Below are 16094 nucleotides of genomic sequence, written 5' to 3' on the forward strand. Positions count from 1 at the left end.
ATAGAGATGAGCCCAAGCCCATCTCTATTCTTCCTTTAAATAGAATGTCAGTAACTCTGACAGAAGTTCGTCACGTTCAATGGATTGAATGATGCTGCGCGCATCTAAGTGGCTGGTTATATAGGTGGGATCTCCGGATAATATATAGCCAATAATTTGATCGACCGGATCGTATCCCTTGTCTTCTAACGCATGAAAAACAGTGGTAATTCCCTTACGGATTTTTTCGCTGTCCCCATTGGTTTTTTCGAAGATATGCGTTTCAAACTGATTATTGTCCATATAATCTCCTCCATAGGAGCATTATACCACAAATTCCACCGGCCGACATTAGTTTCCTATGGCATTTACAATATCTTTTACCCGGGCCATGGCCTCTTCCACTTTGCCCGCATCCTTTGCACCGGCCGTGGCCATGTCCGGACGACCGCCACCGCCGCCGCCGGCAATTTTCGCCACTTCGCGCACGATGTCGCCGGCTTTAAAGCCTTTTTCGATAAGGCTCTTCGGCGAGGCGCAGACGAAGTTGACTTTGCCGTCTGAGACGGTGGATAAGACGATCAGGGCATTTTCTTTGTCGCGAAGTTTTTCCGCCATGTTTCTGAGATCTTCCACGGCGACGTCGGTGAAGTGGCCGCGAATGACATGGATGCCCGCGATGGATTCCACATCGCCCACTTCTTCGGCCATTTTGCTCTTGGCCATGTCGGCGTGGAGTTTCGTCAGTTCTTTTTCCAGGCCCTTTTCCTTATCCAGGTGTTGAACCAATTTGTCGATGACCACGTCGTCGGTGGCCTTTAAGAGACCGGCGATTTTTTTGTTTACGCCTATGGAGCGGTTTAAAAGTTCATAGACCGCAGGGCCCGTCACAGTTTCCATGCGGCGCACGCCGGCGGAAATGCCGCTTTCCGACAGGATTTTAAACAGGCCGATTTGCGCCGTATTGTCCACATGGGTCCCGCCGCAAAGTTCCTTGGAGTAGTCTCCCATGGAGACGACGCGCACCTCGTCGCCGTATTTATCTTCAAATAAACCGACGGCGCCTGCATCTTTCGCTTCGTCGTAGGAAAGTATTTCCGTCTTCACGGGCAGGGATTTGAAAATCGACTCGTTTACCGCTTCTTCGACGGCGCGAAGATCTTCGTCCGATACGCCTTCGTAGTGGGTGAAGTCGAAGCGCATAAAGTCGGGACCCACATAGGAACCCGCTTGATTGACGTGATCGCCTAATTGATCTTTCAGGGCCTTGTGGAGCAAGTGGGTGACAGAGTGGTTGCGGCGAATCTTTTCTCTTCGCTTTTTATCCACGACGGCGTCGACTTTTCCCGGCGCGGCGATGCCTTCTTCCACCGTGCCCACGGCATAGATGTGGCCGGTCTTGGTCTTTTGCGTATCTTCCACGCGGATTTTAAATCCGTCTGCGGTAATATATCCCGTGTCGCCGATTTGGCCGCCGCTTTCGCCGTAGAAAGGCGTCGGCGTCAAATAGAACAGGCCCTTTTCTCCGGCGCCTAATTGTTCTACTTCTTCGCCCTTGGCGAGAATGTGCAGGAGCGTCGCTCCGGTGACTTCCGTGGTTTCGTAGCCCACGAATTCGATGGCTTCATCCACGTCGTTCAGCTCGAAGGAGGAGGCGCTTGACCAACCGATTTCGTCGGAATCGTCCCGGGCTTCTCTGGCCCGTACTTTTTGGGCTTCCATTTCTTTTTCAAAGCCCGCTTCATCTAATGTGAAGCCGGATTCGGCGAGAATTTCTTGGGTGAGATCCACCGGGAAGCCGTAAGTGTCGTAAAGCTTAAAGGCTTCGGCGCCGGAAAGTTCCTTCTTGCCTTCTTTGTTTAATTTTTCGATTTCTTCATCTAAGAGGCTCATGCCCGTTTCCAGAGTCTTTAGGAAGCGCTCTTCTTCGCGTTTAATGACGCGGGCGATGACCTCGCGATTGTCGTCCAATTCCTTGTACTGCACTTTCCATGAGTCGATGACGCTTTCGGAAAGTTTGTATAAAAACGCCCCATCGATGCCAAGATTGCGCCCGTGTTTTGCGGCGCGACGGGTGAGGCGCCGTTCCACGTAGCCTCGGCCTTCGTTGGAGGGCACGATGGAATCGGAAATCATAAAGGTAATGGCGCGAATGTGGTCGGTAATGACGCGGACGGACTCGTCTTTTTTCTTGTCCGTGCCGTATTCGTAATGGGCCATGGCGCAGATGTCTTCCAAAATCGCGTGAATGGCGTCGATTTCGAAGATATTATTGGCCTCTTGAAGCACCGATGCGATCCGCTCAAGACCCATGCCCGTGTCGATGTTGGGGTTGGCGAGGGGATGGTACTCCCCTTCTTCATCTTTGTCGAATTGGGTAAAGACCAAATTCCACACTTCGATGTAGCGGTCGCAATCGCAGCCGGGTTTGCAGTCCGGATCGCCGCAGCCGTGTTTTTCGCCGCGGTCGAAGTAGATTTCCGAGCAGGGGCCGGAGGGGCCCACGGCGAGTTCCCAGAAGTTGTCGTCTTTTCCCAAACGCACGATGCGCTCTTTCGGCAGGCCGATTTCTTCGTTCCAAATGGCGAAGGCTTCGTCGTCGTCTAAATAGACCGTGGCCCAAAGAAGGTCCGGATCGATTTCCAAGACGTCGGTTAAGAAGCCCCAAGCCCAATGAATGGCTTCGCGCTTAAAGTAGTCGCCGAAGGAAAAATTGCCGAGCATTTCAAAGAACGTGGCGTGCCGGTCGGTCTTACCCACGTTTTCGATGTCACCGGTGCGGATGCACTTTTGCGAGGTGCACACGCGGTGTGCGGGAGGTTCCGCTTCTCCTGTAAAGAATTTTTTCATCGGCGCCATGCCCGCACCGATAAGAAGCAGGGATTTGTCTCCCTGGGGTACTAAGGAAAAACTGGGCAGAGCCAAGTGTTCGTTTTGTTCAAAATAGTCCAAGAACGCCGAGCGTATCTCGTGTAATCCCAATGGTTTCATAATGCCTCCCGATATTTGTATAGTCTCTGTATAAAATTATAAAGTCGCATGGACCGAAAGTCAATTTTCTTGCACCGATTCGGCCCTTGAGAAAAAGAAATAAGCGGCAGTTAAACCGCCGCTCATTGCACTTTTCTTAATTCTTCTTTTCTTCGCTTTCCGTCTCTTAACTTCATGGCGATGAAGTTTTTTATAATCACTAAAATAGAGAAGATGGGCACGGAAAGGATCATGCCGATGACGCCGAAGGTGCCGCCGCCGATAAAGATACACAGGAGCACAATGGCCGGGTGAAGGCCCGTGCGCTTGCCCAAAATTTTCGGGGCAAACAGATTGTTTTCCGCCCATTGTAAAAAGACGAAGAGCACGGCCACCCATAGGGCCTTTGTCCAGGAATCCATAAAGGAGAAGAAAAAGGCGGGGACAAAGGCCAGGAAGGGGCCGATGTATGGAATGATGTCGGCGATCATGGTAATGAGGCCGATGGCCACGGCGAAGTTCACGCCTAAAATAAAGAGCATTAACATGGTCATGAGACCGACGATGAAGGCGAGGAGCAATTTCCCTTTCACAAATTCCATCATGGCCGAATTGATTTCCCCGGCCAAATAGAGAATGTCCGAGCGATAACCGGAGGGAATGGCCTTGTACATTTTTACCTTTATGCGGTTTTTATCTACAGTAAAGTAGTAGGTTAGAATCAAAACCAGAACAAAAGTAACCATGCGACCCAAGGCGGCGTACATGCCGCTGGCCATGGAGCGCACCTGATCCAGCAGGTTGTTTTCCAAGGCATTTAAATAGGCTTCCACCTGTTTCTGTCCGCTGGACATGATCCGCTTCATATCCAGGTTCGTCATCTTTTCGATCTGATCGGAAGCATCCAGTATGCGGGCGTTCAACTCGTTTAGCCACTGTGGCAGAGCCACAAAGAGGTTTCTCAGCTCTTCGATTGTCTTCGGCAGAACCACGACAAAGAGGAGCACCAAGACGAGAATAAAGCCCACGTAGACGATCAAGACGCCGAAGCGCCTCGGAATTCGTTTCGTCTCCAAATAGTTCACCAAGGGATTAATGATGTAGGCGAGGATCATGGAGATCACGAGGGCCGCCAGGGCCGTTCGTATGACGGGAAATTTTGAAAACACGTAGCGCAGGGCGATCAGTGCCAAAATTCCCAAGAGGATAAAGCCGACGACTTTCAAGTCCACGTGAATGCGTCGGCTCTTGTCGATGTACTGGTTTCCGATGTTTATGAGATAGTAAACGCTTAATGCGATGAGCAAAATGAGCAAAATGCCCCGGATGACCACGAGGAAATTCGGCGTCACCACATTGAAGAAGGAATCGAATTGATTCAATTGATTCATAGGCTACCTCATATCCGCAAGGGACATGGAATTTAATACGCCGTCGACTTCGTCTTGAATGCGATCCAAAATGGACTTGGCCGAGCAGGCCACGCCCCGGTCGCAGTTGATTTCCTCATCGCCGGTGCAGCAGGAAAAAGCCATTTCTCCTTCGAGGGCCGCGATCACCTCGCCGATGGCGATGTCTTCCGGCGGCGAAGCCAATACATAGCCCCCTTGTGCGCCGCGAATGCTTTCAACTAAGTTCCGTTTTTTCAAGCGTGAAAACAATTGTTCCAAATAGGCCACGCTAAGGCCTTCCGCCTCGGCGATGTAATTAACCGAAAGAGGGCCTTTGCCGTAATTTTCGGCTAAATGGTACATGGCCATGAGGCCGTAACGACCTCTGGTCGATAACTTCATGTCTTCACCTCCTTAATTCCGAGTTGTTTTCTATGAATAAGATACCCTATTCATTTCGTCCTGTCAAACTACTTGACAACAACATTCAAAATTTTGCCCGGAACGTAAATTTCCTTTACGACGGTTTTGCCTTCCGTTTGTTTGGCGAAGTTTTCGTCATTGTGCATGGCTTCAAAGGCTTCTTCTTTCGTCGCCTCTCTCGGTAAGGTGATTTTATAGCGCACTTTGCCGTTGAATTGAACGGGCACTTCGATAACATCTTCGATGGTTTTTTCTTCGTCGAAGGTGGGCCAGCTTTGTTCGCACAGGTAGCCGCCCAGTTTGCACATATCCCAAAGCTCTTCCGTAATGTGGGGTGCCACGGGATTTAAGAGAATGAGGAAGGTCTTAAATTCAGCCGCGTTCAAGCCGACTTTTTGGAAGAGATTCACGGCGCTCATCAATTGGGCGATGGCCGTGTTGGCTTTTAAGTGTTCGTAGTCGTAGCTGACTTTTTTAATGGTTTGATGCATGAAGATTTCCGTCTCTTTTCTGTATGCATCCCCCGGTTGAACATTTTCCGCCAGATTCCATACTCTTTCCAGGAAGCGGCGGCAGCCTTTGACGCCGTTGTCGGACCAGGGCACGGATTTTTCAAAGTCGCCGATAAACATTTCGTAAGTTCTCAAGGTGTCGGCACCGTAGAGGTTGACGATGTCGTCGGGATTGATGACATTGCCGCGGCTCTTACTCATTTTGCCGCCGTCTTCGCCTAAGATCATGCCGTGACTCGTCCGCTTTTGATAGGGCTCTTCCGTATTGACGACGCCGATGTCGTAGAGGAACTTATGCCAGAAGCGGGAGTAAAGCAGGTGAAGGGTGGTGTGTTCCATGCCGCCGTTGTACCAATCCACGGGCATAAAGTATTCGAGAGCGTCTTTTCCGGCCAAAGCCTCGTCGTTGTTGGGATCGGTGTAGCGCAGGTAGTACCAGCTGCTGCCGGCCCAGTTGGGCATGGTATCCGTTTCGCGCATGGCGGGCTTGCCGCATTTCGGGCAAGTAGTGTGGACCCACTCTTCGACAGCCGCCAAGGGCGATTGGCCGTTATCCGTGGGCTCGTAATTTTCCACTTCGGGCAGTTCCAAAGGCAGCTCATCTTCGGGGATCGGTACCCATCCGCAGTCGTCGCAGTGAACGAGGGGGATCGGCTCGCCCCAGTAGCGTTGTCTCGAGAAGACCCAGTCACGCAATTTATAATTGGTTTGGCGATTGCCCAGGCCTTTTTCCGTAATCCATTCGATCATTTTGTGAATGGCATCTTCCACTTCCATGCCGTCCAGGAAGCCGGAATTGATCATGTGGCCCGCATGAATGTCCACATAGGCCGCTTCGTCCACATTTCCGCCGTCGATCACGGGAACGATGGGCAGATCGAATTTCTTTGCAAATTCCCAGTCGCGCTCGTCGTGGGCGGGCACGGACATAATGGCGCCGGTGCCGTAGGTCATTAAGACGTAGTCGGAAATCCAAATGGGAATCTCCTTGCCGTTGGCCGGGTTAATGCCCCAAAGACCTTCCAGCGGCACGCCGGTTTTTTCTTTGGAAAGCTCCGTCCGCTCGAAATCCGATTTCTTTTCCACTTCCGCAATGTAGGCGTCCACGTCGTCGATGTTTTTAATCATATCGCGGTGGTCTTTTACAATGGGGTGTTCCGGCGCAACGACCATGTAGGTGGCGCCGAACAAGGTATCGGGGCGGGTGGTAAATACGTTCAGTACCGTGTCCGTATCCTTCACTTCAAAATGAATTTCCGCGCCGACGCTCTTGCCGATCCAGTTCCGTTGTTGAATCTTTACGGGTTCGATAAAGTCGACGTGATTCAATCCTTCCAGAAGGCGATCGGCATAGGCGGTGATCTTCAACATCCATTGGCTGATGCGTCTGTGTTTTACTTCCGCGCCGCAGCGTTCGCATTTTCCGCCGATGACTTCTTCGTTGGCCAAGCCTATTTTACAGGAGGGGCACCAGTTGACGGGCATCTCTTCCTTGTAAGCCAAGCCTTGTTTAAACAGTTGCAGAAAGATCCATTGGGTCCAGCGGTAATATTTCGGATCGGTGGTGTTGATTTCTCGCGACCAGTCGAAGCTGAAGCCCAGGCTCTTTAATTGCTTTTTAAAATTGGCGATGTTTTTTTCCGTAATGATACGGGGATGAATTTTGTTTTTAATGGCGTAGTTTTCCGTAGGCAGGCCGAAGGCGTCCCAACCCATGGTGAAAATGACGTTTTCGCCTTCGTAGCGGCGCTTTCTGGCTACAATGTCCAGAGCCGTGTAGGGGCGCGGGTGGCCGACGTGAAGCCCTTGTCCCGAGGGATAGGGAAACTCGACTAAGGGATAAAACTTTTTCTTTCCGGGTTCGATGACGGCCTTATAGGTTTCGTGTTCGTCCCAAAAATCTTGCCATTTCTTCTCGATGACTTTCGGATCATAATTTTTCATCGTAAACGCCTTTCTAAAACTCTGCATTGCCGACGGTCCGCGGGAAGGGAATCACGTCGCGGATGTTTTTCATGCCGGTAATGTACATAACGGCTCGCTCAAATCCCAATCCGTAGCCGGAGTGAACCACACTGCCGTAGCGGCGAAGGTCCATGTACCAGCTGTAGCTTTCTTCGTCTAAACCGAAATCCTTTAATTTCTCGACGAGCACGTCCATCCTCTCTTCCCGTTGGCTTCCGCCGATAATTTCTCCGATGCCGGGCACCAGGAGATCCATGGCGGCGACGGTCTTCTTGTCTTCGTTTTCGCGCATGTAGAAGGCCTTGATTTCCTTGGGATAGTCCACAATAAAGACGGGCTTTTTGTAAACTTCTTCCGTAATGTAGCGTTCGTGTTCCGTTTGAAGGTCGATGCCCCAGCTCACCGGGTACTTAAATTCGTGGCCGCTCTTTTGTAAGATGTCGATGGCTTCCGTGTAGGTGATCCGCACGAATTCCGAGTTCACGACGTTTTGCAGGCGGTCGATGAGGCCCTTGTCGATAAAGGAATTGAAAAATTCCATTTCTTGGGGCGCGTGTTCGAAGACGTAGCGAATAATGTATTTGAGCATGTCTTCCGCCACATTCATATTGTCTTCCAAATCGGCGAAGGCCATTTCCGGCTCGATCATCCAAAATTCCGCCGCGTGACGTTGGGTGTTGGAGTTTTCGGCGCGGAAGGTGGGCCCGAAGGTATAGATGTTTCTGAAAGCCGTGGCGAAGGCTTCCCCCTGTAATTGGCCGCTCACGGTAAGGTTCGTATGCTTGCCGAAAAAGTCTTGGCTGAAGTCCACCTTGCCGTCGTCATCCTTCGGCGGATTGTTCAGGTCCAAGGTGGTAACTTGGAACATTTCCCCCGCCCCTTCGGCGTCGCTTGCCGTAATGATCGGTGTGTGGACGTAGACGAAGCGGCGTTTTTGGAAAAACTCGTGGACGGCAAAGGCGATTAAGCTCCGCACGCGGAACACGGCTTGGAAGGTGTTGGTGCGGGGGCGCAGGTGGGCCTTGGTCCTGAGGTATTCAAAGGTGTGGCGCTTCTTTTGCAGAGGATAGTCGCTTTCGGCCAAGTGCTCCGGCGTGATTTTTTTCGCGTGAATTTCGATGGGTTGTTTCGCCCCCGGGCTTTCCACCAATTCACCTTCCACGCGAATGGAGCTGTAAATGGGATATTTCGCGATTTCCTTAAAGTTTTCGATATCCGATTCGTAAACCACTTGAATGCCGTCGAAGCCGCTGCCGTCGGACAGTTGGATAAAGCCGAAATTCTTCGAATCCCTGGAGGTTTTTACCCAACCTTCCAACACCAAATCCCGGCCTAAGTAGTCTTTATAGTTCTCTAATACTTCACGAATTTCCACTGGTATCCTCCTGTTTGATCTCTCTTAAATACGCGGCGAGCTTCTTTTCGTAGCCCCTGTCCGTCGGTCGATAATAAGTTTTTTCGTTCATATCCAAGGGCAGGTACCGCTGGGGCACATAACCCGATGGGTAGTCGTGGGGGTAGCGATAGCCCTCGTGCCCGTCCATTGGCTGATGCTGATCCCGTAAATAGGGCGGGATCACGGAGCCCACGCCTTTTTTTACATCGCTCATGGCTTCCCCGATGGCGATGTAGCTCCGATTGCTCTTCGGCGCCGAGGCCAAATAGGCAGCCGTCTGGGCCAAGGGGATTCGCCCCTCGGGCATGCCGATGATTCGAAGGGCCTCGAAACAGGCCACAGCCAAGTTCAGTGCGTGGGGATCCGCGTTGGAAATGTCTTCCGATGCGGAAATAATCATGCGCCGGGCGATGTACTCCGGCTCTTCGCCTCGATCCAACATCTTCGCCATGTAGTAAATGGCCGCGTCGGGATCCGAGCCGCGAATGGATTTTATAAAGGCGGAAATCGTATCGTAGTGATTGTTTCCGTCCCGGTCGTAGGCCTGATTGCTCGTCATGGACGCATCGGCCAAATCCTGCGTCGTAATGGTGATGCGTCCGTCATCATCCTGAGGCGTGCTTAAAACCACGATCTCCAAAAGATTCAGGGCGTATCTTCCGTCGCCGTGGCTCAAGTCGATGAGCCGCTCCATGGCGCCGGCCTCAAAGATCACGTCGTCTTTGCCGTAGCCCTTCTCCTCGTCATTGAGGGCACGCATCAAAAGCGCCTTGATCGCATCGTCGTCCAAGGGATAAAGCTGCACTACCTGCAGTCTGGAAAGCAGGGCGCCGTTCACGTAAAAATAGGGATTTTCCGTGGTGGCCCCCATTAAAATGATCTTGCCCTTTTCCACATAGGGAAGCAATACGTCTTGTTGGGATTTATTAAAGCGGTGGATTTCATCTAAAAATAAAATCGTCTCGCGACCCTGTGCGCCCAGGCGATCTTCCGCCTCTTCCAGCACCTTCCTGAGCTCTTTCACATTGCTCGTGACGGCACTTAAGGGCACGAAGGCCCGATGGGAATCCTTCGCTATAATCTCTGCCAAGGTGGTCTTTCCGATGCCCGGCGGTCCGTAAAAGAGAAGGGAGGGCATAAAGCCCGATGCCATGAGCCGGTGAATGTATTTCCCCGGGCCGATGACGTGTTTTTGGCCCACGTAATCCTCAAGTGTTTCGGGGCGCATGCGCTGGGCGAGGGGCGCGCTTTTTTCCAAATGATTTTCCGCTTGAAATGAAAACAGATCCATAACAATCAATCCGTTTTCTTTTTGCGCAGCTCTTCCAGCTCCGCCATAAAGCTGTCGATGTCTTGGAAGCGGCGATACACGGAGGCGAAGCGGACGTAAGCCACCTCGTCGAGATCCTTCAGGCGATCCAAAATCATTTCGCCGATTTCCTCCGAAGAGATCTGCTTCACCATTTTCGCTTCCAGGGCCATTTCAATATCGTCCACGGCCTTTTCCATGGCCTCCAGGGACACGGGGCGCTTTTCGCAGGATTTAATCAATCCTTTTAGTATTTTATTTCGGTCGAAGACTTCGATGCCCCCGCTTTTTTTCTTCACGGTCATGGGCACCACTTCCACCTGTTCGTAGGTCGTGAATCGCCTGCCGCAGGCCATGCATTGGCGCCTGCGCCGAATGGATGCGCCTTCTTCCGTGGGGCGAGAGTCGACGACTTTCGATTCTTGATGTTGACAATAGGGACAGCGCATGATTCACCTCCTAAACGAGAAAAGACGTATCCTGAAGGATACGTCAAAAATCTCTTATCTCATTCTGCGAAGAAAATCCGGGATATTTAACTCATCATCCTTATTTTTCTTGGCGGATCCTGTTTTTTCTTCTTTTTTATCGTCGCCTGATCCGACAAAGCTCTTGCCTGTTTTTTTCGGTTGATCGTCTCGGTCGTCGCCGAATTCCGTGGCGATAACCGTAATCTTTACTTGGTCCTTTAAGGATTCATCGATGCCGGCGCCGAAGATAATGTTGGCTTCTTCGTCGACGGTGGAGCGAATCAAGTCGGCGGCTTCGTTCATTTCAAACATACCCAGGTCGTTGCCTGCCGTAATATTTAAGAGAACGGATTTTGCGCCTTCGATGGACGTTTCCAAGAGCGGGCTTTCCACAGCGTTTCTTGCCGCTTCCGTGGCGCGATCGTCGCCGGAGGCGTAGCCGATGCCCATGTGTGCGATGCCCTTGTCGTGCATAACGGTCTTCACGTCGGCGAAGTCTAAGTTAATGACATTGGGAACGCTGATTAATTCGGAAATCCCTTGGATCCCTTGTTTCAAAATTTCGTCCGCCATTTGGAAAGCTTGGGAGAAGGTGGTCTTCTTATCGGAAATGCTGAAGAGGCGGTCGTTGGGAATAATAACCAAAGTGTCGACCTTGTCTTTTAAGGCATCGATCCCTTTTTCCGCTTGTTTCATGCGGCGAGCGCCTTCAAAGGAGAAGGGACGGGTGACCACGCCGACGGTTAATGCGCCGAGGTCTCTGGCTACATCGGCGATAATCGGCGCTGCACCGGTACCGGTGCCGCCGCCCATGCCTGCCGTAATAAAGACCATGTCCGCGCCTTGCAGGGCTTCTCTGATTTCATCGAGGCTTTCTTCGGCGGATTGTTCGCCGATTTCGGGATTGGCTCCGGCGCCTAATCCCTTGGTTACCTTTTCGCCGATTTGAATTTTCGTTTCGGCCAGGGAATTTTTAAGGGCTTGGCGATCCGTGTTGACGGCAATAAATTCGACGCCCTTAACCCCTGCATTGATCATGCGGTTGACGGCATTGTTTCCGCCGCCGCCGATGCCGGCTACTTTTATTTTTGCAAATTCTTCGTGATCCATATCAAAATCCAACATATTACTCCTCCTAGTCGCGCACAATGGGCCTTTTAGATCATATCAATTGATTCTATTTTATAGACAAATAGCGAACAAGTCAAGATACCTTGACAGCTCCATCGACCTTAATCAGCGGTATTTGAGGCCTCTTGCGTCTCCGTCTTCTTCTCCTTCGTCTCGGAACTGTCCTCTGCGGTTTTTTTCATTTTTCCGGTCTCGTTTGTCTTCTCTTTCTTCTTTTCATTGTCCTTTGAAACTTCCACACCGTTTTCATTTTCATCGGGCGCTTCGTCGTCTAAAGACGAGGGCTTCACGGCCACCGGGTGATCCCCTTGATCCAAGTAGATCTCCCGATAGGCTTCGTTTTTCGCCTTCATTTCCTTGCGGATCTCTTCCAGTTGCTTCGTCTTGTACTCTCCATCGTCGAAACTGGAAATATGCACCAGTGTTCCGTCGGAAAAGGCCACGCGCATGCCCCGATCCAAGATGGACACGGTGTGGATGTCTTTTTTTATTTCCGAGGCGAACAAGGCCTTGATCATATGAATCTTTTTGCCGTTGCCCGTGCTCTTAAAGGCCACCTGACCCGGACGCACGCCGTCGGTCACCACGCCGGTGATCTTGGGCAGATTGGGATCGTAGGAGCGGGTGATCTCCAAAGCGCGAAAATCCTCGTTGACGAGGATGTAGCCCTCGCCGCTGTACAGTTGAGCGAAGGGAATTTCTTCGTCGATGGCGATGGAGAGGGTGTGGGGAAAACTGAGGCCGATTCGCGCTTCTTTTACATAGGGCATTTGCTCCAGGCGATTTTTCAGCTGCGATTTGTTCATGCGAAAATAGCTTTTTCCCATGGACTCCCGGGCGATTTTCACCACGGCATTTTTGCTCACGGCCTTGGTTCCCGAGACCTCCACATCCTTCATGGCCGTGAGATTGGAAAAGGCGAAGAGGCCGCCTCCCAAGACTATGGCCACAATCAAAAGGAATGCGATGCGCCGGTTTCGGTATTTTCTCTGAAGCTTCTTTTTGCGACGCGGCCGCTTTTTCGTATTTGCGGGCTTCATGGCGTCACGAGTCCTAAAATCGCCTCGGCAATGGTGTCGGTGCCCTTGGTGTTTACCATGTGATAGGCCTTTGCGCCCATTTCCCGCCGCTTATCTTCGTCGTCCAAAAGGGCTTCGATGGCCGAAAGAAGCACGTGGCCCGTCAACTCATCTTCCTCGATGACTTCGGCGGCGTCCTGTTCTTTGTAGCTCATGGCGTTATGGAACTGATGATTGCCCGCCGTGTAGGCTTTGGGAATTAAAATCGAGGGCAGATGCATGGCGCTGATCTCCGCCAAGGTCATGGCGGACGAGGACGCGACCACCAAATCGGCTACGGACAGATACTCGGGAATTTGGTGGGAATAATCCAAGATGGTATAGGAATCCGTATCCACCGCGGGCATGCGGCGGGTAAAGTCGTCGTAATGTTCTTTTCCCGTAATGTGCACCAGGTGGAAGTTCAGATGCTCGTGGTTTTTCATGATTTCGAGGACGGCTTCGTTGGTGGATTCCTGTCCTCCGCTGCCGCCGAAGGAGAGCACCAGGGGCTTATCTAAATTGTAGCCCACGGCTTCTCTTCCCGTCTCCTCGTCGATTTTTTCGAAGGAGGCGCGAATGGGATTGCCCGTAAAGATCTTTTTCGTATGTTCCGGAAAGTATTTTTCCGCTTCTTTAAAGCTGTATGCGATTAAATCCACGCGCTTGCCGAGAAGGCGATTGGTTTTTCCCGGGTAGGCGTTTTGTTCCTGAATCGCCGTCTTAATGCCCATGTTCTGCGCCTTCAACACAATGGGCGCGCAGACGTAGCCTCCCGTGCCCACCACCACGTCGGGGCGGAAGTCTCTTAAAATCTTTCCCGCATCCCGAAGGCCGTGGAGCAATTCCACCATGGTCAAAATGGATTCTTTGTTGATTTTCTTTCTGGGCAGGCCCTGAATGTGCACCGGCGCGAAGGGAATGTCGTATTTAGCCGCCAACTCTTCTTCCATGCTGTCTTTTTTCCCCACGTAGAGAAATTCGATGCTCTCGTCTTTCTTTTCCATGGCTTCTTTTATGGCGAGGGCCGGATAAATGTGACCGCCGGTTCCGCCGCCGGACAAGATAACTTTCACTTTGATTCTCCTTTTCTCGATAATCTAAGAAGGATGCCGCTCATGCCCATGACGAATATAAGGGCCGTGCCCCCGAATGAAACAAAGGGCAGGGTAATCCCCGTGACGGGCAAAATCCCCACGGCGACGCCCATGTTGAAAAAGGCCTGAAAGCCGATGGAGAGAAAAATCCCCGTGGCGATAAGTTTTTCGTAGAGGCTGTTTTGTTTTAAGGCCGTCAAAAATCCCCGCTGTATAAACAAGGCGAAGAGGGCGATGACTACCGTGGTGCCGATAAATCCGAATTCCTCGCCGATGACGGCGAAGATAAAGTCGTTATACGCTTCCGGCAGGCGATCGAAAACTTCGTGGGATCGAAAATACCCGATGCCCGTCACCGATCCCGTGCCGATGGCGTAAAGGGAATGGGCAAGCTGCCAATCCGTATTGCCGATGTCGTCGAATGGATTGATAAAGGATGTGAGCCGCTTCATGCGGTAGTCCACGCGAAAGACGAAGACGTACATAAAAGCGATGCCCATGGTCAGTATGCTTACAAACTCGGCGAAGTTCATTCCGGAGATGAAGAACATCCCCAAAAGGCTGATGGCAATGACCATGGCCGATGAAAAGTCTTCGTTCATGACGATGCCTACGGAAAGCCCGATGACGATCACGATGGGAAGAAAGCCGCCTTTCTTCTTTTTCCCCCGATGGATGACGCAAAGATTCGCCGTGTAAAAAATCGACGCGTATTTTAAAATGTCCGCCGGCATAAACTGAATCTTCGTCCCTGGGATAAGGAGCCAGCGGGTGGCGCCGTTGACATTCACGCCCAGGCGGGTGTAAAGGGCGGCACAAAGCACCATGCTGATGATCCACATGGGAAAGGCCAGGCGCTGAAATACCTTGAGAGGAAGCACATAGCCGACTCCCGCCGCTACCAGGCCGATGAGAAGAAAAATTATGTGGCGCTCCAAGAAATGGGTGCCCTTACCGTATTCGGCGAGGCCGCTGGTAAAGGAGCTGGACGCCACCATAAAAACGCCGATGATCAAAAGCAGGACAATGGCGATTAGTAGGGGCGGATCGGCGTATTTTCGGATTCGTTCCATCAATTAATCAGCTCCATCTCTCCCTTACAATCTGTTTGAATTCGTCCCCTCGCACTTCGTAGTTGGGGAATTGATCCCAGGAGGCGCAGGCCGGGGAAAGCAACACGGCTTCTCCCGCCACGGCGCGATCCATGGCCGCTTCCGTGGCCTCTTTCATGGTTTCGAATTCCTTCACTTCTTTTACGCCGACTTCCAGGGCTTCTTCTTTGATAATCGCCTTCGTCGCGCCGTAGACATAGAGGCAGGCGATGGCAGGCGCGTGTTTTTCAAAGAGGGATTTAAAATCGCTTCCCTTGTCGAAGCCGCCGGCCAGCAAATGAATGGGCTTTGATAAGCTCGCCAGGGCCACGTCCGTAGAATCGGGATTGGTTCCCTTGGAGTCGTTGTAGTAATCGACGCCGTTAAAGCTGTCCACGAATTCCATGCGGTGGCTGACGCCCCGGTAATTCATCAGGGTGTTTTTGATGGAAGCCACGTCCACACCGAGGACGTAGGCGCAAAGGGCCGCCTCCAGGGCGTTTCTGACATTGTGATCCCCCACGAGGAGCATGTCGCTGCGATTCATGAGAAAGGCTTTCTCCCCTTCGTAAGACAGGTACAGGGCGTCTTGATCCTTGTAAGCGCCGTCTTGTTGAACGGGGGTGGTGCTTACCACCAGGGCATGATCCGCTTCTTCGCCGATCATGGCCAAGTAGGGATCGTCGATGTTTAAGATAAGGACGTCCTCATCCCTTTGACTGGCAAAGACCTTTTCCTTGCTCTTTCTGTAAGCTTCCACGGATTTGTGATGATCCAAATGATCTTCCGTTACATTGGTTAAGATCGCCACTTTCGGCCGAAATTCCAAGGTGGTTTCCAGCTGAAAACTGGAACATTCGATGACTAAGTAATCGTCTTTTTTGGCCCGCTTCGCCAAAGGTAAGACGCCGACGCCGATGTTGCCGCCCACATAGGCCACTTTCCCGCCGTCGATTAAGAGGTGATATAAGAGATCCGTGGTAGTAGTTTTTCCGTTGGTGCCCGTAATGGCGATGAAGTTTTCGCATGCGCTCAGACGGTAGGCCACCTCGATATCGGAAATAATCGGCACGTCTTTTTCTGTCAGCTCCGGCAGAAGGCCGCTGTCCAGGGGAATGCCGGGACTTTTTACGACGAAATCCACGTCTTCGCCATTGTAAAAGGGAAATTCTTCTTCGATTAAATCCACGCGACTCTTGTCGTCGTCGTAGACGTAAAGAATATTATCGTCCTTTAAGGCGTCGATGGCGCTTAAACCCGTGGTGCCTAATCCGTAAATCAATATTTTCTTATTATTCATAA

13 protein-coding genes are annotated in these 16094 nt (G+C 51.6%); all 13 read right to left on the reverse strand.

The genetic code is table 11. The features are described 5' to 3' along the window. Window positions 1-24: 24 nt before the first annotated feature. Window positions 25-282 carry an IreB family regulatory phosphoprotein gene (locus tag DG046_RS01250; RefSeq protein ID WP_108830785.1) on the reverse strand — a complete coding sequence of 86 codons (258 nt, stop codon included), beginning with the start codon at window positions 280-282 and terminating at the stop codon, window positions 25-27. Window positions 283-330: 48 nt separating this feature from the next. After that, window positions 331-2970 (reverse strand): alanine--tRNA ligase, encoded by a 2640-nt coding sequence (gene alaS / locus DG046_RS01255; RefSeq protein ID WP_199909559.1) that lies wholly within the window; start codon window positions 2968-2970, stop codon window positions 331-333. A gap of 122 nt (window positions 2971-3092) precedes the next feature. Further along, window positions 3093-4340: an AI-2E family transporter gene (locus tag DG046_RS01260; protein ID WP_108830787.1), complete on the reverse strand. Its 1248-nt coding sequence runs from the start codon at window positions 4338-4340 to the stop codon at window positions 3093-3095. Between the two features lie 3 nt (window positions 4341-4343). Continuing rightward, window positions 4344-4742 (reverse strand): RrF2 family transcriptional regulator, encoded by a 399-nt coding sequence (locus tag DG046_RS01265; protein WP_108830788.1) that lies wholly within the window; start codon window positions 4740-4742, stop codon window positions 4344-4346. A 68-nt stretch (window positions 4743-4810) separates the two neighbouring features. Next, window positions 4811-7219, reverse strand: coding sequence for a leucine--tRNA ligase (gene leuS / locus DG046_RS01270; protein ID WP_108830789.1), 2409 nt, complete (start codon window positions 7217-7219; stop codon window positions 4811-4813). 13 nt (window positions 7220-7232) lie between these two features. Beyond that, complete coding sequence (gene asnS, locus DG046_RS01275; RefSeq protein WP_108830790.1) at window positions 7233-8621, reverse strand: asparagine--tRNA ligase; 1389 nt, start codon at window positions 8619-8621, stop codon at window positions 7233-7235. Then, on the reverse strand, window positions 8602-9927 hold the full coding sequence (locus tag DG046_RS01280; RefSeq protein ID WP_108830934.1) for a replication-associated recombination protein A: 1326 nt from the start codon (window positions 9925-9927) through the stop codon (window positions 8602-8604). Before DG046_RS01280 ends, asnS begins: the two co-directional genes overlap by 20 nt. 5 nt (window positions 9928-9932) lie before the next feature. Further along, window positions 9933-10394, reverse strand: coding sequence for a transcriptional regulator NrdR (gene nrdR, locus DG046_RS01285; RefSeq protein WP_108830791.1), 462 nt, complete (start codon window positions 10392-10394; stop codon window positions 9933-9935). Between the two features lie 54 nt (window positions 10395-10448). Further along, complete coding sequence (ftsZ, locus tag DG046_RS01290; RefSeq protein WP_108830792.1) at window positions 10449-11540, reverse strand: cell division protein FtsZ; 1092 nt, start codon at window positions 11538-11540, stop codon at window positions 10449-10451. 107 nt (window positions 11541-11647) lie between these two features. After that, window positions 11648-12586, reverse strand: a complete 939-nt coding sequence (locus DG046_RS01295; RefSeq protein ID WP_108830793.1) for a cell division protein FtsQ/DivIB — start codon at window positions 12584-12586, stop codon at window positions 11648-11650. Further along, complete coding sequence (gene murG, locus DG046_RS01300) at window positions 12583-13680, reverse strand: undecaprenyldiphospho-muramoylpentapeptide beta-N-acetylglucosaminyltransferase (RefSeq protein WP_159082015.1); 1098 nt, start codon at window positions 13678-13680, stop codon at window positions 12583-12585. The genes DG046_RS01295 and murG overlap by 4 nt, the downstream gene beginning before the upstream one ends. Then, window positions 13677-14774, reverse strand: coding sequence for an FtsW/RodA/SpoVE family cell cycle protein (locus DG046_RS01305; protein ID WP_108830795.1), 1098 nt, complete (start codon window positions 14772-14774; stop codon window positions 13677-13679). The genes murG and DG046_RS01305 overlap by 4 nt, the downstream gene beginning before the upstream one ends. A 7-nt stretch (window positions 14775-14781) precedes the next feature. Continuing rightward, complete coding sequence (murD, locus tag DG046_RS01310; protein WP_108830796.1) at window positions 14782-16092, reverse strand: UDP-N-acetylmuramoyl-L-alanine--D-glutamate ligase; 1311 nt, start codon at window positions 16090-16092, stop codon at window positions 14782-14784. Window positions 16093-16094 lie beyond the last annotated feature (2 nt).

It is taken from the genome of Aedoeadaptatus coli (genome assembly GCF_900343085.1).
In the GTDB taxonomy this organism is placed as follows: Bacteria; Bacillota; Clostridia; order Tissierellales; family Peptoniphilaceae; genus Aedoeadaptatus; species Aedoeadaptatus coli.

Coding starts and splice junctions, on each gene's coding strand:
- DG046_RS01295 (WP_108830793.1), bottom strand. CDS start 12,586: ATGAAGCCCGCAAATACGAAAAAGCGGCCGCGTCGCAAAAAGAAGCTT.
- DG046_RS01305 (WP_108830795.1), bottom strand. CDS start 14,774: ATGGAACGAATCCGAAAATACGCCGATCCGCCCCTACTAATCGCCATT.
- DG046_RS01260 (WP_108830787.1), bottom strand. CDS start 4,340: ATGAATCAATTGAATCAATTCGATTCCTTCTTCAATGTGGTGACGCCG.
- ftsZ (WP_108830792.1), bottom strand. CDS start 11,540: ATGTTGGATTTTGATATGGATCACGAAGAATTTGCAAAAATAAAAGTA.
- DG046_RS01265 (WP_108830788.1), bottom strand. CDS start 4,742: ATGAAGTTATCGACCAGAGGTCGTTACGGCCTCATGGCCATGTACCAT.
- nrdR (WP_108830791.1), bottom strand. CDS start 10,394: ATGCGCTGTCCCTATTGTCAACATCAAGAATCGAAAGTCGTCGACTCT.
- alaS (WP_199909559.1), bottom strand. CDS start 2,970: ATGAAACCATTGGGATTACACGAGATACGCTCGGCGTTCTTGGACTAT.
- murD (WP_108830796.1), bottom strand. CDS start 16,092: ATGAATAATAAGAAAATATTGATTTACGGATTAGGCACCACGGGTTTA.
- DG046_RS01250 (WP_108830785.1), bottom strand. CDS start 282: ATGGACAATAATCAGTTTGAAACGCATATCTTCGAAAAAACCAATGGG.
- DG046_RS01280 (WP_108830934.1), bottom strand. CDS start 9,927: ATGGATCTGTTTTCATTTCAAGCGGAAAATCATTTGGAAAAAAGCGCG.
- leuS (WP_108830789.1), bottom strand. CDS start 7,219: ATGAAAAATTATGATCCGAAAGTCATCGAGAAGAAATGGCAAGATTTT.